At 55.7% G+C, this 18,762-nt stretch carries 17 protein-coding genes and 1 pseudogene; 9 read left to right on the top strand and 9 right to left on the bottom strand.

Annotated elements, in window-relative coordinates; genetic code table 11:
• Positions 1-24: 24 nt before the first annotated feature.
• The 4 genes from caiC to caiT form a co-directional block, all read right to left on the bottom strand.
• Positions 25-1,578 (bottom strand): crotonobetaine/carnitine-CoA ligase, encoded by a 1,554-nt coding sequence (gene caiC / locus OOJ60_RS14825; RefSeq protein ID WP_205612785.1) that lies wholly within the window; start codon positions 1,576-1,578, stop codon positions 25-27.
• Between the two features lie 57 nt (positions 1,579-1,635).
• Positions 1,636-2,853: an L-carnitine CoA-transferase gene (caiB, locus tag OOJ60_RS14820; RefSeq protein ID WP_042290171.1), complete on the bottom strand. Its 1,218-nt coding sequence runs from the start codon at positions 2,851-2,853 to the stop codon at positions 1,636-1,638.
• An 87-nt stretch (positions 2,854-2,940) separates the two neighbouring features.
• Positions 2,941-4,083 carry a crotonobetainyl-CoA dehydrogenase gene (gene caiA, locus OOJ60_RS14815; protein WP_042290168.1) on the bottom strand — a complete coding sequence of 381 codons (1,143 nt, stop codon included), beginning with the start codon at positions 4,081-4,083 and terminating at the stop codon, positions 2,941-2,943.
• A 3-nt stretch (positions 4,084-4,086) separates the two neighbouring features.
• Positions 4,087-5,631: an L-carnitine/gamma-butyrobetaine antiporter gene (gene caiT / locus OOJ60_RS14810; RefSeq protein ID WP_042290166.1), complete on the bottom strand. Its 1,545-nt coding sequence runs from the start codon at positions 5,629-5,631 to the stop codon at positions 4,087-4,089.
• A gap of 455 nt (positions 5,632-6,086) precedes the next feature.
• On the opposite strand from caiT, the gene OOJ60_RS14805 reads away from it, so the two are divergent.
• The 9 genes and pseudogenes from OOJ60_RS14805 to folA all read left to right on the top strand — a co-directional run bounded on the left by OOJ60_RS14805 (position 6,087) and on the right by folA (position 14,299).
• Entirely contained in the window at positions 6,087-6,860 is a 774-nt protein-coding gene (locus OOJ60_RS14805; RefSeq protein WP_060570754.1) for an electron transfer flavoprotein FixA, read from the top strand.
• Between the two features lie 11 nt (positions 6,861-6,871).
• Positions 6,872-7,813 carry an electron transfer flavoprotein subunit alpha/FixB family protein gene (locus OOJ60_RS14800; RefSeq protein ID WP_042290160.1) on the top strand — a complete coding sequence of 314 codons (942 nt, stop codon included), beginning with the start codon at positions 6,872-6,874 and terminating at the stop codon, positions 7,811-7,813.
• A gap of 22 nt (positions 7,814-7,835) precedes the next feature.
• Positions 7,836-9,122 (top strand): FAD-dependent oxidoreductase FixC, encoded by a 1,287-nt coding sequence (gene fixC / locus OOJ60_RS14795; RefSeq protein ID WP_181821997.1) that lies wholly within the window; start codon positions 7,836-7,838, stop codon positions 9,120-9,122.
• Complete coding sequence (gene fixX / locus OOJ60_RS14790) at positions 9,119-9,406, top strand: ferredoxin-like protein FixX (protein WP_042290155.1); 288 nt, start codon at positions 9,119-9,121, stop codon at positions 9,404-9,406. The genes fixC and fixX overlap by 4 nt, the downstream gene beginning before the upstream one ends.
• Positions 9,407-9,467: 61 nt before the next feature.
• On the top strand, positions 9,468-10,799 hold the full coding sequence (locus OOJ60_RS14785) for an MFS transporter (protein ID WP_205612784.1): 1,332 nt from the start codon (positions 9,468-9,470) through the stop codon (positions 10,797-10,799).
• A gap of 102 nt (positions 10,800-10,901) precedes the next feature.
• Entirely contained in the window at positions 10,902-11,135 is a 234-nt protein-coding gene (locus tag OOJ60_RS14780) for a YgdI/YgdR family lipoprotein (RefSeq protein ID WP_042290152.1), read from the top strand.
• Positions 11,136-11,238: 103 nt separating this feature from the next.
• Complete coding sequence (kefF, locus tag OOJ60_RS14775; protein WP_060570749.1) at positions 11,239-11,769, top strand: glutathione-regulated potassium-efflux system oxidoreductase KefF; 531 nt, start codon at positions 11,239-11,241, stop codon at positions 11,767-11,769.
• Positions 11,762-13,635 (top strand): annotated as a pseudogene (kefC, locus tag OOJ60_RS14770) (glutathione-regulated potassium-efflux system protein KefC). The gene kefF and the pseudogene kefC overlap by 8 nt, the downstream one beginning before the upstream one ends.
• Positions 13,636-13,819: 184 nt before the next feature.
• On the top strand, positions 13,820-14,299 hold the full coding sequence (gene folA, locus OOJ60_RS14765; RefSeq protein ID WP_042290144.1) for a type 3 dihydrofolate reductase: 480 nt from the start codon (positions 13,820-13,822) through the stop codon (positions 14,297-14,299).
• 81 nt (positions 14,300-14,380) lie between these two features.
• On the opposite strand, the gene apaH is transcribed toward folA, so the two are convergent.
• Genes apaH through surA form a run of 5 tightly spaced genes read right to left on the bottom strand, consistent with a single transcriptional unit; the run spans position 14,381 to position 18,713 of the window.
• The gene (gene apaH / locus OOJ60_RS14760; RefSeq protein ID WP_042290143.1) at positions 14,381-15,229 is read right to left on the bottom strand and encodes a bis(5'-nucleosyl)-tetraphosphatase (symmetrical) ApaH; all 849 of its coding nucleotides are present in this window, start codon (positions 15,227-15,229) and stop codon (positions 14,381-14,383) included.
• Between the two features lie 10 nt (positions 15,230-15,239).
• Positions 15,240-15,617, bottom strand: coding sequence for a Co2+/Mg2+ efflux protein ApaG (gene apaG, locus OOJ60_RS14755; protein WP_042290141.1), 378 nt, complete (start codon positions 15,615-15,617; stop codon positions 15,240-15,242).
• Between the two features lie 2 nt (positions 15,618-15,619).
• Positions 15,620-16,441 (bottom strand): 16S rRNA (adenine(1518)-N(6)/adenine(1519)-N(6))-dimethyltransferase RsmA, encoded by an 822-nt coding sequence (rsmA, locus tag OOJ60_RS14750; protein WP_042290139.1) that lies wholly within the window; start codon positions 16,439-16,441, stop codon positions 15,620-15,622.
• On the bottom strand, positions 16,438-17,427 hold the full coding sequence (gene pdxA, locus OOJ60_RS14745; protein WP_205612782.1) for a 4-hydroxythreonine-4-phosphate dehydrogenase PdxA: 990 nt from the start codon (positions 17,425-17,427) through the stop codon (positions 16,438-16,440). The genes rsmA and pdxA overlap by 4 nt, the downstream gene beginning before the upstream one ends.
• Positions 17,427-18,713 carry a peptidylprolyl isomerase SurA gene (surA, locus tag OOJ60_RS14740; RefSeq protein WP_205612781.1) on the bottom strand — a complete coding sequence of 429 codons (1,287 nt, stop codon included), beginning with the start codon at positions 18,711-18,713 and terminating at the stop codon, positions 17,427-17,429. The genes pdxA and surA overlap by 1 nt, the downstream gene beginning before the upstream one ends.
• Positions 18,714-18,762: the final 49 nt, after the last annotated feature.

The raw sequence follows: 18,762 nt of genomic DNA, 5'->3' as shown, positions 1-18,762 counted from the left end.
GGCGGGCATTTCCCGCCAGCAGGGTTATTTCAGATTCTTTTTGATTATTTTTCCTGAACAGTTACGGGGCAGGTCAGTTCTTATTTCCATAAAAGAGGGCACTTTGAATTTCGCCATATTTTGTTCGCAGAAATGGAAGAATTCTTCTTCCGTCAGCGTTTCGCCTTCATTAAGTACGACGAAGGCTTTAATGGCTTCGTCACGAATCGCATCCTGAATACCAATCACCACGATGTCCTGAATTTTAGGATGTGCGGAAATGATATTTTCCAGCTCAACGCAGGAGACGTTTTCACCGCCGCGTTTAATCATGTTGCAGCGCCGGTCGACAAAATAGAAAAAGCCGTCTTCGTCGCGATATCCGGAATCGCCGGTGTGTAACCAGCCGGTGGAGTCGAACGCTTTCGCCGTGGCGTCGGGCCTGGCGTAATAGGCTTTAAAGAGTGTTTTGCCCGGCACCCCCTTGATGCAGATTTCGCCAATCTCGCCAGCGGGCAGCGCACGGTTCTGCTCGTCGCGAATTTCCGCTTCGTAGCAAAATCCCGGACGGCCTATCGACGGCCAGCGTCGCTTATCGCCGGGGCGGTCGCCAATGATGCCGACGATGGTTTCCGTCATGCCATAGGAGGTCAGCAGGCGCACGCCGAAACGGGTGACAAAGGCGTCTTTCTCCTGTTCCGAAAGGTTGAGGTAGAACATGACTTCCCGCAGACAATGCTGGTTGTCCTGCGGTGTGACGGGTTGCGCCATGAGCGTGCGGATCATCATTGGGATGCATTCTGTGACGGTCGCGCGGTATTTTCGGATCTGCTGCCAGAAGGCGCGGACGCTGTATTTTTCAATCAGCACAAACGTCGCGCCTGCTGAGAATGCTGCCATGGCGGCGGTGCATTGACAGTCGATATGAAACGCAGGCATCACCGTCAGGTAAATATCGTCTTCACGCAGGGCGCACTGCCAGGAGGAGTAGTATCCGGCAAAGCGCAGGTTGTAATGGGTGATCACCACCCCCTTTGGTCGTGACGTGGTGCCGGAGGTAAATAAGATCTCTGCGGTGTCGTCGGTAGACAGCGGTACCGTTTCCTGCAAGGCCTCCGGCTGGCGATCTTTTTGCAGTGAAAAGTGACTCACGCCGGGTTCGGTCCCGACGTTTTCGCCAACCACCCAGATAAGGGTTAACTGCGTTTCGCCTTCACGCTGGATCTCGCGGTACATCGGCAAAAACGCGGGGCTGGTGACGATCTGCCTGGCCTGGCTGTTTTGCAGGATCCACGCGCTTTCGTCACGCAGCAGGCGGGCGTTGATCGGCACCATGATGGCGCCGATTTTTGCCAGTCCAAACCAGCAAAAGATAAATTCCGGGCAGTTATCCAGATGCAGGGCAACCTTATCCCCTTTGCGAATGCCTGAGGCGTGGAACAGATTCGCTGTGCGATTGATCTCCTCATTGAGCGACGCGTAGCTGTACTGTCGTATCTCCCCGTCGCTGGATTCACAAATCAGCGCCGTTTTACTGCCATGCCGTTCGGCCAAATCGTCCCACATCTGGCGTAAGTGTTGTCCGCCAACGATATCCATAGCACCTCTGTCCATTTATTCAGGCGCTAACCGGAAATGCCGGTTAGCGCGTTCGGGTTAATCCTCTACTTTGGCCAGACCTTTACTGACCAGTGACTGAATTTCAGCGTCGCTGTAGCCGATGTTATGCAGAATGGCGGCGGTATCCATGCCGTGTGACGGCATGCCGCGCCAGATTTTTCCAGGGTTATTTTTGAATTTCGGCATCACGTTTGGCCCTTTGCAACTGCGGCCATCGAGCGTTTGCCATTGGGTAATGGATTCCCGGGCAATGTACTGCGGGTTACCTTCCAGTTCCGGAATCGTCAGCACTTTGGCGCAGGCGATATTCAGCTCGGCGAAGCGTGCCTGAGCCTCGGCGAGGGTGCGTGTCGCCAGCCAGGCATCAAGTTTTTCCTCTACCAGCGGTCCGTAAGGGCATTCGATCCGGTGAATCAACTGTGTGCCTTCCGGAACCTCCGGTGTGCCCAGAATGTGCGCCAGACCAATATCCTTAAAGCATTCGGCGATTTGCGTAATACCGACCAGCTCCATCACGATGTAGCCGTCGGCGCACTTATACAGTCCGCAGCCAGCGTAGTAGGGATCTTTACCTTTGGTCATTCGCGGGCATATCTCGCCGCCGTTGAAATAATCCATCATGAAATATTGACCCATACGCAGCATGACTTCGTACATTGCGACATCAATACTTTCGCCTTTGCCGGTTTCACGCGCTTTATGCAACGCCGCCAGCGCCGCGGTGGTGGCGGTCATGCCGGAGAAATAGTCGGCGGTGTACGGGAAGGCGGGCATCGGCTGGTCGACGTCGCCGTTCTGGATCAGATAGCCGCTGAACGCCTGGGCAATGGTGTTGTAGGCTGGCAGGTGGGTGTACTCTTCGCTGCCGTACTGACCAAAGCCGGATAAATGGGCGATAACCAGCTTCGGGTTATGTCGCCACAGGACGTCATCGGTAATACCGCGGCGGGCAAATGCCGGGCCTTTGCTGGCTTCAATAAAGATATCGGTGGTTTCCATTAATTTGAGAAACGCTTCCCGCCCCTCATCTTTGAAAATATTCAGCGACAGCGCGTGGAGATTACGGCGCGAAAGCTGCGGATAGTGAGGCTGGACGCGAATGGTATCGGCCCAGGCCACGTTTTCAATCCAGATAACCTCCGCGCCCCATTCAGCAAACAATTGTCCGGCGAACGGTCCGGCGATTTCGATGCCGGAAAAAACCACCCGCAGCCCGGCAAGCGGGCCAAAGGTGGGCATGGGGAGACGATTCATACCTATGCTCCTGGCAGTTATAGGTGTCCCGTAGGCCGGATAACAGCGTGAACGCCTTATCCGGCCAGGAAAAACACCCGATAATGATTAACGGTATTGCTTCAGCACCGCGCGACCGAGGGTCAGGATCTGCATTTCGTCAGACCCACCGGAAACGCGGTCCACGCGCAGATCTCGCCAGAAGCGGCTGATACGGTGATTACCGGCAATTCCAACGCCGCCCAGTACCTGCATTGCGCTGTCCACCACCTCGAACGCCGCGTTGGCGCAGAAGTATTTGCACATCGCCGCATCTCCCGAAGTAATCGTGCCGTTATCGGCCTTCCACGCGGCTTCCAGCAGCATGTTTTTCATCGAATTGAGCTTGATGGCCATGTGAGCAAATTTTTCCTGAATCAGCTGGAAGCGACCGATGGTTTCGCCAAACTGTACGCGCTGGTTAGCGTAGCGTGCTGCATCTTCAAAGGCGCACATCGCCGTACCGTAGTTGGTGAGCGCCACCAGGAACCGTTCATGATCGAACTCTTCTTTCACGCGGTTAAAACCGTTGCCTTCCCGCCCGAACCTGTCTTTTTCATCCAGTTCGACGTCATCGAAGTTAATTTCGCAGCAACTGTCCATCCGCAGGCCGAGCTTATCGAGTTTATTCACCTGGATGCCGGGTTTCGTCATATCGACAAACCATTCGGTATAAACGGGTTTGTCAGGCGACGCGGCGTCCCGGGCCATCACCACGATATAGGGCGTGTAGGCGCTGCTGGTGATAAAACACTTACTGCCGTTGAGATAAACCTTACCATTTTTACGGGTATAGGTGGTTTTGAGGCTGCCCACATCCGATCCCGCTCCCGGTTCGGTGATTGCCGAGTTCCACATCTGTTTGCCTGTCCCCCGGAAGGCCATGATCTTATCGATCTGCTCCTGCGTGCCTTCGCGCAGGAAAGTGTTAAAACCGCCCGGCAACTGGTACAGCACATAGGTAGGCGCGCCGAGACGTCCCAGTTCCATCCAGACAGCGGCAACGGTGACGAACCCCGCTTCCAGCCCGCCATGTTCTTCCGGGATCAACAGGCTGTCGATACCCATCTCCGCCAGCGCTTTAACAAAGCGCTCCGGATACACGCTGTCACGGTCGCACTCGGCAAAATAGGCTTCCCAGTTCTCACTGGCCATCAGTTCGCGAATACCGGCGACAAACAGTTCCTGCTCGTCATTCAAGTTAAAATCCATCTTTCAACCTCTTGATCTGTTAGGGGTAATTGAGTTGTCTTTCCAGTGCGCTTTGGCGTCTTTAATAAAGGAGAGGGTCACCATAATGTTGACGAAGAACAGCGGGCAGCCGCCGGCAATGATGGCGGTTTGAATCGGCTTCAGGCCGCCAAGCGCCAGCAACACAATACCGATGACGCCCACCAGCACCGACCAGCCGATCCGCACCAGCAGCGGCGGCTCGTCGCCGTCGCGCACTTCGCGACAGGTCGACATCGCCAGGGTATACGAACAGGCGTTAATCAGCGTCACGGTGGCAATAAAGCAGAGGATGAAGAATCCCCACATGGTGGCGGTACTGAACGGCAGCGCGGCCCAGGTTTCGATAATGGCGCGCGCCACGCCGTGCTGCTCTATCAACTGCGGAATGTTGATGATGTTTTTATCCATCAATAACAGGGTGTTGCTGCCCAGCACGGTCCACAGGATCCAGGTGGAGGCGGTCAGCCCTAACACCATCCCAAAACACAGTTCGCGCACGGTGCGTCCACGGGAAATGCGCGCCAGGAAGATGCTCATCTGAATGGCGTAAATCACCCACCACGCCCAGTAAAAAACGGTCCAGCCCTGAGGGAAGCCACCTTTGGCGATAGGATCGGTATAGAACAACATACGCGGCAGATACATTAGCAGCGTGCCCACCGAATCGGTGAAGTAGTTCATGATGAAGCTGGCGCCGCTGACGATAAACACCCAGCCGAGCATCAGGAAGCTCAGATAGCTGCGCACGTCGCTGGCGATACGCACCCCTTTTTGCAGGCCGCAGGCCACGCAAATCGCGTTGAGGATGATCCAGCAGGTGATAATAATGGCGTCCAGTTCCAGGGTATGCGGGATCCCGAACAGGTATTGCATACATTCCGTGACCAGCGGCGTCGCAAGGCCCAGGCTGGTGCCCATCGCGAAAATCAGCGCGACGAGATAGAAGTTATCAATGATGGTGCCGAGCAGCCCTTTGGCATGTTTTTCCCCCACCAGCGGCGCCAGCGTGGAGCTGGGACGGATCACGTCCATTTTGCGGACAAAAAAGAAGTAGGCGAAGGCGACAGAAAGGAAACTGTAGGTCGCCCACGGCAGCGGTCCCCAGTGGAACAGGCTGTATGCGAGGCCCAGTTCTTTCGCGCTGGTTGAGTGAGCGGCAAAGCCAAACGGCGGGGTCGAGATATAGTAGTAAATCTCAATTGAACCCCAGAACAGCACAGCGGCAGAGGTACAAGAGGCGAACATCATAAAGATCCAGCTGGCAGTGCTGAACTCCGGTTTCTCATCACCAAGTTTCTTTTTGGCGTAGGGGCCAAATACCAGCCAGAACCAGCCGATAAGCATGACGACCATATACCATTCGAAGGCCCATCCCCAGATATTGGTGACATAACTGAAGACGGCATTAATAACAATATTCGCTGCGTCTAAATCGCGAACCGTTAGCCAGCAAAGTATTCCGACAATGATTAATGGTGGAAAGAAAACCTTTGGCTCAATGCCGGACTTTCTCTTTTCATTTTTCATGCGCTAATTCCAGTTTAAAAATGAATGTATTATTCGTTCCCAATTGTTCTATTTTTATTACATAGTTGTTGATGGTCATTTAACCTCGGGGCGCGTGAGCGAATAACTCATAATGGGTATTCGCGTGGCTGTGTTCTGTTACCCTTATCACATTTTTCAGACGGGCTGCCCTGGGGTGTTGATATTGATATTTTAATTTTTAATCAATAAGTTAATGGTGTGTTTGGCGCTTTTTATACCCGTCGGCGTTCAATATTGGTGATCCGTAAAACAATATTGAAAATTAGCTGTTGTATTCGCTTGTGTTCAATATTGGTGAAGCGGTTAACAATATTGAAAGTTGAAATCATCAGTGTGTGACATTTTCAATAATGGTGATTAAGGTTTTATTTCGGAATTAACGTGCGTGCTATCTGTAATTAACACCGCCGATATTCATGACTTCTGGAGATGCAATGAAAATATTGACTTGCTATAAAAGCGTACCTGATGAACAGGATATTTCGATTAATAATGCTGACGGTTCCCTGGATATCAGCAAAGCCGAAAGCAAAATCAGCCAGTACGATTTGAATGCGATTGAAGCCGCCTGCCAGCTTAAACAGCAGGTCAGCGACGCGCAGGTTATCGCCCTGAGCGTGGGCGGCAAAGCGCTAACCAATGCGAAGGGACGCAAAGACGTGCTGTCGCGCGGTCCGGATGAGCTGGTAGTGGTCATTGACGACCCGTTTGAACAGGCGCTCCCGCAGCAGACGGCCAGCGCTCTGGCGGCCGCAGCGCAAAAACGGGGGTTCGATCTGCTGATTTGCGGCGACGGATCGTCCGATCTGTACGCGCAGCAGGTTGGTCTGTTGGTCGGCGAAATCCTCAACATTCCGGCGGTTAACGGCGTCAGCAAGATCCTCTCGCTGAGCGACAGCACGCTGACCGTTGAGCGTGAGCTGGAAGACGAAATCGAAACCCTCTGCATCCCGCTACCTGCCGTGGTGGCGGTATCCACTGACATTAACTCTCCGCAAATCCCGTCTATGAAGGCCATTCTGGGCGCGGCGAAAAAACCGGTTCAGGTCTGGTCTGCGGCGGATATTGGGTTTAACGCAGGGGAAGCGCGTTCCTCACAAACAGTAGCCGCGCCGAAGCAACGAGAACGCCTGCGCAAAGTGATTGAAGGCGATGGTGAAGAGCAGATCGCCGCATTTGCCGACAGTTTGCGCAAGATGATTAATTAAAAGGGGATGTTATGAGCAAGTTTTCCAGCGTCTGGGTTTTCAGCGATATGGCTTCACGCCTGCCGGAACTGATCGGCGGCGCGCGGATTTTAGGTGAACAAGTGAATGCGTTTGTGCAGCACGCCGACGAGGAGACAACGGCGTTGCAGTGCGGTGCGGAGCGCGTGTGGCTGTTGCAGGGGAAACCGGACGACCGCATGGTGGAGGATTATGCGGACGTCATTGCGCAGACCATCCGTCAGCAGGGCGACGCCGGACTGGTTTTGCTGCCCAATACCCGTCGCGGCAAGCTACTGGCGGCTAAGCTGGGCCATCGTCTCGCCGCGGCGGTCTCAAACGACGCCAGCGACGTACTCTGCCAGGACGGTCATGCACAGGTCAAACATATGGTGTATGGCGGCCTGGCGATAGGGAACGAGACCGTGACATCGCCTTTCGCGGTGATCACGCTCAATAGCGGGACGTTTGACGCGCCGCAGCCGGACGCGTCACGCAGCGGCGAGACGCATGTTGTGGCATGGCAGGCGCCGGAGACAAGCGTAACCCGTACCGCCACCGAGGCGCGTCAGAGCCAGCGCGTCGACCTCGACAAAGCGCGGCTGGTGGTCAGCGTGGGGCGCGGCATCGGCAGCCAGGAGAATATCGCGCTGGCACAAGCGCTATGTCAGGCCATCGGCGCCGAACTGGCCTGCTCTCGTCCGGTTGCGGAAAACGAGAAGTGGATGGCGCATGAGCGCTATGTCGGGATCTCTAATCTGATGCTGAAACCCGAGCTGTATCTGGCGGTGGGGATCTCCGGGCAGATCCAGCACATGGTTGGGGCGAACGGCGCGCAGACCATCTTTGCCATTAACAAAGACAAAAATGCGCCGATCTTTCAGTACGCGGACTACGGCATTGTCGGCGATGCGCTGAAGATCCTTCCTGCGCTGACCGCCGCTCTGGCGCGCTAATCCACACCAGCAGGGAGGATGTATGTCTGAAGATATCTTTGACGCCATTATCGTAGGGGCAGGGCTCGCCGGGTCCGTTGCGGCATTGGTGCTTGCCCGGGAAGGGGCGCAAGTGCTGGTTATCGAACGTGGGAATTCGGCGGGCGCGAAGAATGTCACCGGCGGGCGCATTTACGCGCACAGTCTCGAGCGCATTATCCCGGGGTTTGCGCAGCAGGCTCCCGTTGAGCGCGTCATCACTCACGAAAAATTGTCCTTTATGACCGATCGCGGTGCGATGACGGTGGACTATCTCAACGCGGAAAGCGCTTCGCCAGCAGAGGTTTCTTATTCGGTGCTGCGCAGCCGGTTTGACGGCTGGCTGATGGATCAGGCCGAAGCGGCGGGCGCACAGCTGATTGCCGGGATCCGCGTGGATAACGTGGTACAGCGCGATGGCAAAGTGGTGGGCGTTGAAGCCGACGGCGAGATCATTGAAGGAAATGTGGTGATCCTCGCCGACGGGGTGAACTCCCTGCTCGCGGAAAAGCTGGGTATGGCGAAACGGGTCGACGCTGCGCACGTCGCGGTGGGGGTGAAAGAGCTGATCGAACTGCCGAAAGCGGTTATTGAGGATCGTTTTCAGCTCCAGGGCAACGAAGGCGCGGCCTGCCTGTTCGCCGGTTCGCCTACCGATGGCCTGATGGGCGGGGGCTTCCTCTATACCAATGAAAGTACGCTTTCGCTGGGGCTGGTATGTGGCCTTCATCATTTACAGGAGGCGAAAAAATCGGTTCCGCAAATGCTGGAAGATTTTAAACAGCATCCGGCCGTCGCGCCGCTGATAGCCGGCGGCAAGCTGGTTGAATATGCGGCGCATGTCGTACCGGAAGCCGGGATGAACATGCAGCCTGAACTGGTAGGCGACGGTGTGCTGATTGCCGGCGATGCCGCAGGAATGTGCCTGAACCTGGGATTCACCATTCGCGGTATGGATTTAGCCGTTGCCGCTGGCGAAGCGGCGGCAAAAGCGGTGCTCTCGGCGAGGCTGCGCAATGATTTTAGCCGTCAGGGGCTGGCAACGTATCGCCAGTACCTTGAAGACGGCCCGCTACGGGATATGCGGATGTATCAGCGTTTGCCCGCGCTGCTGGATAATCCCCGGATGTTTACCCGCTACCCGGAAATGGCGGTGGGGATCGCCCGCGACCTGTTCACCGTCGACGGCAGCGCGCCGGTGCCGCTGCGTAAGAAAATCCTGCGTCACGCGAAAAACGTAGGCTTCATCAATCTGATGAAAGATGGTCTGAAAGGAGTGACCGCATTATGACTTCTCCCGTCAATGTGGACGTCAAACTGGGCGTCAATAAATTCAATGTCGATGAGGAGCATCCGCACATCATCGTGAAAAGCGATGCGAATCAGCAGGTGCTGGATGTACTGGTCAAGGCGTGCCCTGCCGGGCTGTACAAAAAACAGGATGACGGCAGCGTGCGTTTTGACTATGCGGGATGCCTGGAATGCGGTACCTGCCGCATCCTCGGGCTGGGGACGGCGCTGGAGAAATGGGAATACCCGCGCGGCACCTTTGGTGTGGAATTTCGCTACGGCTAAACCGGGCGCCGGATGGCGATGCGAAGGGTCATCAGGCAGGATGTTTACACAGGATATGCTCATGCAACAGCCACGGAATTTTGAGGACATAAAATTTTCATCCATTCACCGCAGGATCATGCTGTGGGGAAGCGGAGGTCCCTTCCTCGACGGGTATGTGCTGGTGATAATTGGCGTTGCGCTTGAGCAACTTACGCCAGCGCTCAAACTCGACGCCGGGTGGCTGGGGCTGCTCGGCGCTGGCACCCTGGCCGGGCTGTTCGTCGGAACCTCGCTGTTTGGCTATATCTCTGACAAGGTCGGGCGCCGAAAAATGTTCCTTATCGATATCATCGCGATTGGGGGGATATCGCTGGCGACCATGTTTGTTTCCACCCCAGCGGAACTGCTGGTGATGCGGGTGTTGATCGGTGTGGTGATCGGCGCGGATTATCCGATTGCCACCTCCATGATTACCGAGTTTTCCAACACTCGTCAGCGGGCGTTCTCCATCAGTTTTATTGCCGCCATGTGGTATGTCGGCGCGACCTGTGCCGATCTGGTTGGTTACTGGCTGTATGACGTGGAGGGCGGCTGGCGCTGGATGCTGGGTAGCGCGGCCATACCCTGTATTTTGATCCTGGTCGGACGCTTCGATCTGCCTGAGTCGCCGCGCTGGTTACTGCGCAAGGGGCGGGTGAAAGAGTGTGAAGCGATGATGATTAAGCTGTTTGGCGAGCCGGTAGCGTTTGAAGAAGAACCGCCGCAGGAAACGCGCTTTTTACAGCTTTTTAATCGTCGTCACTTCCCGTTTGTGCTGTTTGTCGCGGCTATCTGGACCTGTCAGGTGATCCCGATGTTTGCCATTTACACCTTTGGTCCGCAGATTGTGGGGTTGTTGGGACTGGGGGCCGGGAAAAGCGCCGCGCTGGGCAACGTGGTCATCAGTCTGTTCTTTATGCTGGGCTGCATTCCTCCCATGTTCTGGCTCAACAGCGCGGGTCGACGACCCCTGCTGATCGGCAGTTTTGTAATGATGACGCTGGCGTTAGCGGTGTTGGGGCTGATACCGGAAATGGGGATTGGGCTGGTGGTCACGGCGTTTGCGGTTTACGCCTTTTTTTCCGGCGGGCCGGGAAACCTTCAGTGGTTATATCCGAATGAGCTGTTTCCTACCGATATTCGCGCCTCGGCGGTCGGCGTCATCATGTCGTTGAGCCGTATTGGCACCGTTCTTTCGACCTGGGCGCTGCCGATTTTCATTACGAAGTACGGCATCAGTCACGTCATGTTGATGGGCGCCGGAATTTCGCTGGTTGGGCTGTTAATCTCCATTGCCTTCGCCCCTGAAACCCGTGGCCTGACGTTGGCTGAAACCAGCACCATGACCCTCCGCAGGTCGCCGCTGCGCTAACGACGCCATTCAGAGTGTTCTGCATTTGCGTTCAGCGTCAACCCCTTAGGCTACAGTTAACGGGTAAGTAACAGAAAATGACTGAAAAGCAGGGAGAACACCATGCAAAAGCATCGACTGATCGCGTCTATTTTGGCCGCAGCAACCGTCTTCACCGTCGTGGGCTGTTCCTCAAACCAGGCGGTACGCACCACCGACGGCAGAACCATTGTCACCGACGGCAAACCACAGGTGGATGACGACACCGGGCTGGTATCTTACAAAAACGCCGAAACCGGTCAGACGGAACAAATTAACCGTGACCAGGTGAAAAACATGAGCGAGCTGGATAACTAATTCAGTTTTATCCATTAGGCTGCTCAATTATATTCACTATTAGCCTGTTCGATTAGTGACTACACTCTGTTACAAAACAGAGCACTAAAAAAACAGGCTAAACATGATCCTCATTATTTACGCGCATCCTTATCCGCAGCATTCGCATGCGAATAGACGGATGCTTGAACAGGCAAGGACCCTGGAAGGGGTTGAAGTACGTTCGCTGTATCAACTTTATCCCGACTTCAATATCGACATCGCCGCTGAACAGGAGGCGCTTTCCCGTGCCGATCTGATTATCTGGCAGCATCCGATGCAGTGGTACAGCGTGCCGCCTTTGCTCAAACTGTGGATGGATAAGGTGCTCTCTCACGGCTGGGCCTACGGTCACGGCGGCACGGCGTTGCAGGGGAAACAGTTGATGTGGGCGGTTACGACCGGCGGGGGCGAGAATCATTTCGAGATCGGCTCGCATCCGGGATTTGCGGTGCTTTCACAACCTCTCCAGGCGACGGCGCTTTATTGTGGTCTCAACTGGCTCCCGCCGTTTGCGATGCACTGCACGTTTATCTGCGATGATGAAACCCTGCAAGCGCAGGCACGGCGTTATAAACAACGTTTGCTGGAGTGGCAGGAGGCGCACAATGGATAGCCATACGCTGATACAGGCGCTGATTTATCTCGGTTCCGCGGCACTGATTGTCCCGATTGCTGTGCGGCTCGGTCTGGGGTCGGTGCTCGGCTATCTGATTGCCGGGTGCATCATTGGTCCCTGGGGCTTCGGTTGGTCACTGACGCAGAGTCGATACTGCACTTTGCGGAAATCGGCGTGGTGCTGATGCTGTTTGTCATTGGCCTTGAGCTGGATCCCCAGCGTCTCTGGAAGCTCCGTGCCTCGGTGTTTGGCGGCGGCGCGCTACAGATGGTCGTGTGCGGTGGGCTGATCGGCCTGTTCTGTATGTTCCTCGGCCTGCGTTGGCAGGTGGCGGAGCTGATCGGCCTGACCTTGGCGCTCTCCTCCACGGCGATAGCGATGCAGGCAATGAATGAGCGAAATCTTACCGTCTCGCAGATGGGGCGCAGCGCCTTTGCGGTGCTGCTGTTTCAGGATATTGCGGCTATACCGCTGGTGGCGATGATCCCCCTGCTGGCAGCCAGCGGCGCGTCAACAACGCTGGGCGCGTTTGCGCTGTCAGCGCTGAAGGTGGTCGGCGCGCTGGCGCTGGTGATTTTGCTCGGGCGCTATGTCACGCGTCCGGCGTTGCGCTTTGTCGCGCGTTCTGGTTTGCGCGAAGTGTTCAGCGCCGTGGCGTTGTTTCTGGTGTTCGGCTTCGGTCTGTTGCTGGAAGAAGTGGGGCTGTCAATGGCGATGGGCGCGTTTCTGGCAGGTGTACTGCTGGCAAGCTCGGAGTATCGTCACGCTCTGGAAAGCGATATTGAACCGTTTAAAGGCCTGCTGCTTGGGCTGTTCTTTATCGGCGTCGGCATGTCGATAGACTTCGGCACGCTTATTGATAATCCTTTGCGCATTATCATTCTGCTGGTGGGCTTTCTGGTTATTAAGACCGGCATGTTATGGCTGATTGCCCGCCCGCTGAAGGTGCCGCATAAACAGCGTCGCTGGTTCGCGGTGCTGCTGGGACAGGGCAGCGAGTTCGCGTTTGTGGTGTTTGGCGCGGCGCAGATGGCGGGCGTGTTGGATCCGGAATGGGCGAAAGCGCTGACGCTGGCGGTGGCGCTCTCTATGGCCGCGACGCCGATCTTCCTCGTCATCCTTACCCGTCTGGAGAAAAATGCCGCCGGGGAAGAACGCGAAGCGGATGAAATTGATGAGGAACAGCCGCGGGTGATTATTGCCGGCTTTGGGCGCTTCGGGCAGATTACCGGCCGTTTGCTGCTCTCCAGCGGGGTAAAAATGGTGGTCCTCGACCATGACCCGGATCATATTGAAACGCTACGCAAATTCGGCATGAAGGTGTTTTACGGCGACGCAACGCGAATGGATCTGCTGGAATCCGCCGGGGCGGCGAAAGCGGAAGTGCTAATCAACGCCATTGACGATCCGCAAACCAGCCTGGCGCTGACGGAAATGGTCAAAGCGCATTTCCCGAATTTGCAGATTATCGCCCGCGCGCGTGATGTCGATCACTACATTCGTCTGCGTCAGGCCGGGGTGGAGCAACCTGAGCGTGAAACCTTTGAAGGTGCGTTGAAAACCGGACGGCTGGCGCTGGAAAATCTCGGGCTGGGACGCTACGAGGCACGCGAGCGCGCCGATCTGTTCCGCCGCTATAACACTCGAATGGTTGAGAAGATGGCGAAGGGCGAAAACGATACCACTTCTCGTGCGGCAGTGTATAAACGTACCAGCGCGATGCTCAGCGAAATCATCACCGAGGACCGTGAACATTTGTCGTTGGTACAGCGTCACGGCTGGCAGGGAACGGAGGAAGGCAAGCACACCGGCGACATCGCCGATGAGCCGGACGTTAAACCGCCAACCGGGGTAAAAGTGTGATGTACCGCAAACTTTACTACTAAGTCGCTGTTTTTAAATTACTGTAATGCAGCGAGTCCACCCGCAAGACGTGGACTCGCCAGCAGAACGGAAAATTTTCGTGTTCTTCCTCTTTTCGTCAGTCGACGAAAGATTGCTCTTTACGTATAGTGGCGACAATTTTTTTGTATCCGGGAATGAATAAATGATCAGTCTGATTGCTGCGTTAGCGGTAGATCGCGTTATTGGCATGGAAAACGCCATGCCGTGGAATCTGCCTGCCGATCTCGCCTGGTTTAAACGCAATACCTTAAATAAGCCTGTAGTGATGGGACGCCATACCTGGGAATCCATCGGACGTCCGCTGCCGGGACGTAAAAATATAGTCATCAGCAGCCAGCCGGGCACAGACGACCGCGTTCAGTGGGTAAAATCCGTTGATGAAGCGCTGGTTGCCTGCGGCGATGCGCCAGAGATTATGGTGATTGGCGGTGGACGCGTGTATGAGCAGTTCCTGCCGAAAGCGGACAAGCTGTACCTGACGCATATCGACGCGGAGGTGGAAGGGGACACGCACTTCCCGGATTACGATCCGGATGACTGGGAATCGGTGTTCAGCGAATTTCACGATGCCGATGCACAGAACTCTCACAGCTATTGCTTCGAGATCCTGGAACGTCGTTAATCCGCTTTATGCCGGAGGGTTGCCTGCGACCGGTCAATCTCGTGTGGGCCGGATAAGCGCAACGCCATCCGGCACGCACCGTCAGGCGTTGACCGCTTCGCCTTCGCCCATATCCATCTGACGATTCGACGGCTGGACAAAATAACGCTTGTCTTCCCAGCGCAGACAGGTCAACTCTCCGCCCCAGCAGCAGCCGGTATCCAGCGCATAAATCCCTTCCGGCGTACCTTTGCCTTCCAGCGAGGCCCAATGCCCAAAGGCGATGCTGTATTCCTCACTTACCGGACCGGGAATGGCGAACCACGGCTTTAGCGGCGCGGGCGCGTCTTCGGGTGACTCTTTGCTGTACATGTCCAGTTGACCGTTCGGGAAGCAATACCGCATACGGGTAAAGGCGTTAGTGATAAAACGCAGACGCGCCAGTCCTGTTAGCGCTGGCGACCAGTTATTCGGCATGTCGCCGTACATCGCATCAAGGAAGAAAGGATAAGAGTCGCTCGACAGCACGGCTTCGACATCGCGCGCGCACTCTTTCGCCGTCTGCAGATCCCACTGTGGCGTAATCCCCGCATGGGCCATTACCAGCTTTTTCTCTTCGTCGATCTGTAACAGCGGCTGGCGGCGCAGCCAGTTCAGCAATTCGTCAGCGTCGGGCGCTTCCAGCAGGGGGCCTAACCGATCTTTGGGTTTGTTACGGCTTATTCCGGCAAACACCGCCAACAGATGAAGGTCGTGATTGCCCAGCACCAGGCGCACGCAGTCGCCGAGTGACTTCACATAGCGCAGCACGTCCAGCGAACCGGGGCCGCGAGCGACTAAATCACCGGTAAGCCAGAGGGTATCGGATTCGGGGGTAAATTTTACCTGGTCTAACAATGCGATCAGTTCATCGTAGCAACCGTGAACGTCGCCAATAAGGTATGTTGCCATAGCTATTGTTTTAGTGAATGAGTGTTGGAACGGCGAGTCGGAAAACAGGAATATCGATGGTAAAGGCGACGCCGTTCTCATCAATCATCTCGTAATGACCCTGCATAGTGCCCAGCGGCGTTTCAATCACCGCACCGCTGGTGTACTGGTATTCTTCGCCAGGATCAATGTGCGGCTGAACGCCCACCACGCCTTCTCCCTGGACTTCGGTTTCACGGCCATGACCATTGGTAATTAACCAGTAGCGTCCCAATAGCTGCACTGGCGCTCGCCCCAGATTGCGGATGGTTACGGTATAGGCAAAAACGTAACGTTCATCATCAGGTGAAGATTGCGCCTCAATATAGACGCTTTGTACCTGAACACACACTCGGGGCGAATTGATCATGCTTAGCTCTCCTTCGACGGCGCGTTTTCGGCCAGATAGTTCGCCATCTTGCAATACTGCGCGACAGAGATATTTTCCGCTCGCATCGCCGGGTCGACGCCCAGCTCCGTCAGAACCTCGACGCTGAACAGATTGCCGAGGCTGTTGCGAATCGTTTTACGGCGCTGGTTAAACGCTTCGGTGGTGATTCGGCTTAACACGCGAATATCGTTGACCGGATACGGCATCGTCGCATGCGGCACCAGGCGCACCACGGCGGAATCGACTTTAGGCGGCGGCGTGAAGGCGGACGGCGGCACTTCAAGCACCGGGATCACGTTGCAGTAATACTGCGCCATGACGCTTAATCGACCATACGCTTTACTGTTGGGTCCTGCAACCAGACGATTGACCACTTCCTTCTGCAACATAAAGTGCATATCGGCAATGGCATCAGTATAGCTAAACAGGTGGAACATCAGCGGCGTGGAGATGTTATACGGCAGGTTGCCGAACACGCGCAGCGGTTGGCCCATTTTCTCCGCCAGTTCGCCGAAGTTCATCGTCATGGCATCCTGCTGATAAATGGTCAGCTTTGGCCCCAGAAACGGATGGGTTTGCAGACGCGCTGCCAGATCGCGGTCAAGTTCAATAACCGTCAGTTGGTCAAGACGTTCGCCAACCGGCTCCGTCAGCGCGGCCAGACCGGGGCCGATTTCAACCATCGCCTGACCCTTTTGCGGGTTGATGGCGGAAACAATGCTGTCGATCACAAACTGATCGTTGAGAAAGTTTTGCCCGAAGCGTTTACGGGCTAAGTGGCCCTGATGGACTCGATTATTCATTGGGTATTAACAATCATTTTGATGGCGAGATTAAGCGCCGTAATAAAACTGCCGACGTCAGCGTCGCCCCGGCCCGCCAGTTCAAGGGCAGTGCCGTGGTCTACCGACGTACGGATAAAGGGCAGGCCCAGCGTGATATTCACCCCGCGGCCAAATCCCTGGTATTTTAGCACGGGGAGACCCTGATCGTGGTACATTGCCAGCACCGCGTCCGCATGTTGCAGATATTTCGGCTGAAACAGCGTATCTGCGGGCAACGGGCCGGTCAGTTTCATCCCCTGCGCGCGCAGCGTATCCAGCACCGGAACGATCGTGTCGATCTCTTCGGTTCCCATGTGGCCGCCTTCACCGGCATGTGGATTCAGGCCACAGACCAGGATCCGCGGCTCAGCGACACCGAATTTGGTGCGTAAATCGTGATGCAAAATGCCAATCACTTCATGAAGCAGCGCAGGCGTAATGGCATCGGCGACGTCGCGAAGCGGCAAATGCGTGGTTGCCAGCGCGACGCGCAGCGCTTCAGTGGCCAGCATCATCACGACTTTTTGTGTCTGCGAACGTGCTTCAAAAAACTCGGTGTGCCCGGTAAACGGGATGCCCGCATCGTTAATAACGCCCTTGTGCACCGGGCCGGTAATCAGCGCGGCGAATTCTCCCTCCAGGCAGCCGTCACAGGCGCGCGCCAACGTCTGCACGACATATTCACCGTTTTCCACGGTGAGCTGTCCTGCGATGACCGACGCGCGCAACGCCACCGGCAGCAATGTCAGCGTACCGGCGGTCTGAGCTTTGGCTGGCGTATCGGGAGAATAAGGGAGGAGGGAAAGCGGTAGACCGAGCTGGTTTGCCCGGTCTGTTAACATCGCGGCGTCGGCGCAAACGACCAGTTCAACCGGCCAGTCGCGTTGCGCCAGTTGAACCACCAGATCCGGGCCGATCCCGGCGGGTTCGCCGGGAGTAATGACAACGCGTTGAGCAACCGTCATTAATTGCTCAGGATTTTAACGTAGGCGCTGGCGCGCTGTTCCTGCATCCAGGTTGCCGCTTCTTCCGAGAACTTACGGTTCATCAGCATGCGGTAAGCGCGATCTTTTTGCGCGGCGTCGGTTTTATCGACGTTACGCGTGTCCAGCAGTTCGATCAGATGCCAGCCGAAGGAAGAGTGTACCGGCGTGCTCATCTGGCCTTTGTTCAGACGGGTTAACGCATCGCGGAAGGCCGGATCGAAAATATCTGCCGCAGCCCAGCCCAAATCGCCGCCCTGGTTGGCGGAACCCGGATCCTGGGAGAACTCTTTCGCTGCGGCGGCAAAGGTGGTTTTCCCGCTCTTAATGTCTGCCGCAATCTGCTCAAGTTTCTGGCGAGCCTGCTGATCGGTCATGATTGGCGACGGCTTCAGCAGAATGTGACGGGCATGAACTTCGGTCACAGAAATGCTCTGGTTCTGACCACGCATATCGTTCACTTTCAGGATGTGGAAACCTACCCCGGAGCGAATCGGGCCAACCACGTCGCCTTTCTTCGCAGTGCTCAGCGCCTGAGCGAAAATGCCTGGCAGTTCCTGAATACGACCCCAGCCCATCTGGCCGCCTTTCAGCGCCTGCTGGTCAGCAGAGTAGGTAATCGCCAGTTTGCCGAAGTCATTGCCGTTACGCGCCTGATCGACAATCGAGCGCGCCTGCGCTTCCGCTTCATTCACCTGGTCAGAGGTCGGATTTTCCGGCAGCGGGATCAGGATGTGGCTGAGGTTCAGCTCGGTGTTGGCATCGTTCTGGTTGCCCACCTGCTGCGCCAGCGCCTCGACTTCCTGCGGCAGAATAGTGACACGACGGCGCACTTCGTTGTTGCGCACTTCAGAAATGATCATCTCTTTACGGATCTGGTTACGGTAGGTCGAATAGTTCAACCCGTCGTAGGCCAGGCGGCTACGCATTTGATCCAGCGTCATGTTGTTCTGTTTGGCGATATTGGCAATCGCCTGATCAAGCTGCTCATCAGAGATTTTTACGCCCATCTTCTGACCCATCTGCAGGACGATTTGGTCCATAATCAGACGTTCCAGGATCTGGTGACGCAGCGTGGCGTCGTCCGGAAGCTGTTGAGCGGCCTGACTCGCGTTCAGTTTGACAGACTGCATTAAGCCATCAACGTCGCTTTCCAGCACCACACCGTTATTTACAACGGCTGCGACTTTATCGACCACCTGCGGGGCAGCGAAACTGGTATTCGCGATCATGGCGATACCGAGAAGCAGCGTTTTCCAGTTCTTCATACTTTTTCCATTTCAATTAACCGCACTGCGGATTACGTGGTAAATCAAT

This window comes from Citrobacter sp. R4, from assembly GCF_026719175.1.
In the GTDB taxonomy this organism is placed as follows: Bacteria; Pseudomonadota; Gammaproteobacteria; order Enterobacterales; family Enterobacteriaceae; genus Citrobacter_A; species Citrobacter_A sedlakii.
Note: the sequence above shows the minus strand (reverse complement) of the source record. Positions and strands in the feature narration are given on the sequence as shown.

Coding starts and splice junctions, on each gene's coding strand:
- OOJ60_RS14800 (WP_042290160.1), top strand. CDS start 6,872: ATGAGCAAGTTTTCCAGCGTCTGGGTTTTCAGCGATATGGCTTCACGC.
- folA (WP_042290144.1), top strand. CDS start 13,820: ATGATCAGTCTGATTGCTGCGTTAGCGGTAGATCGCGTTATTGGCATG.
- surA (WP_205612781.1), bottom strand. CDS start 18,713: ATGAAGAACTGGAAAACGCTGCTTCTCGGTATCGCCATGATCGCGAAT.
- caiT (WP_042290166.1), bottom strand. CDS start 5,631: ATGAAAAATGAAAAGAGAAAGTCCGGCATTGAGCCAAAGGTTTTCTTT.
- OOJ60_RS14780 (WP_042290152.1), top strand. CDS start 10,902: ATGCAAAAGCATCGACTGATCGCGTCTATTTTGGCCGCAGCAACCGTC.
- caiC (WP_205612785.1), bottom strand. CDS start 1,578: ATGGATATCGTTGGCGGACAACACTTACGCCAGATGTGGGACGATTTG.
- pdxA (WP_205612782.1), bottom strand. CDS start 17,427: ATGACGGTTGCTCAACGCGTTGTCATTACTCCCGGCGAACCCGCCGGG.
- caiA (WP_042290168.1), bottom strand. CDS start 4,083: ATGGATTTTAACTTGAATGACGAGCAGGAACTGTTTGTCGCCGGTATT.
- apaG (WP_042290141.1), bottom strand. CDS start 15,617: ATGATCAATTCGCCCCGAGTGTGTGTTCAGGTACAAAGCGTCTATATT.
- fixC (WP_181821997.1), top strand. CDS start 7,836: ATGTCTGAAGATATCTTTGACGCCATTATCGTAGGGGCAGGGCTCGCC.
- OOJ60_RS14785 (WP_205612784.1), top strand. CDS start 9,468: ATGCAACAGCCACGGAATTTTGAGGACATAAAATTTTCATCCATTCAC.
- kefF (WP_060570749.1), top strand. CDS start 11,239: ATGATCCTCATTATTTACGCGCATCCTTATCCGCAGCATTCGCATGCG.
- OOJ60_RS14805 (WP_060570754.1), top strand. CDS start 6,087: ATGAAAATATTGACTTGCTATAAAAGCGTACCTGATGAACAGGATATT.
- fixX (WP_042290155.1), top strand. CDS start 9,119: ATGACTTCTCCCGTCAATGTGGACGTCAAACTGGGCGTCAATAAATTC.
- rsmA (WP_042290139.1), bottom strand. CDS start 16,441: ATGAATAATCGAGTCCATCAGGGCCACTTAGCCCGTAAACGCTTCGGG.
- caiB (WP_042290171.1), bottom strand. CDS start 2,853: ATGAATCGTCTCCCCATGCCCACCTTTGGCCCGCTTGCCGGGCTGCGG.
- apaH (WP_042290143.1), bottom strand. CDS start 15,229: ATGGCAACATACCTTATTGGCGACGTTCACGGTTGCTACGATGAACTG.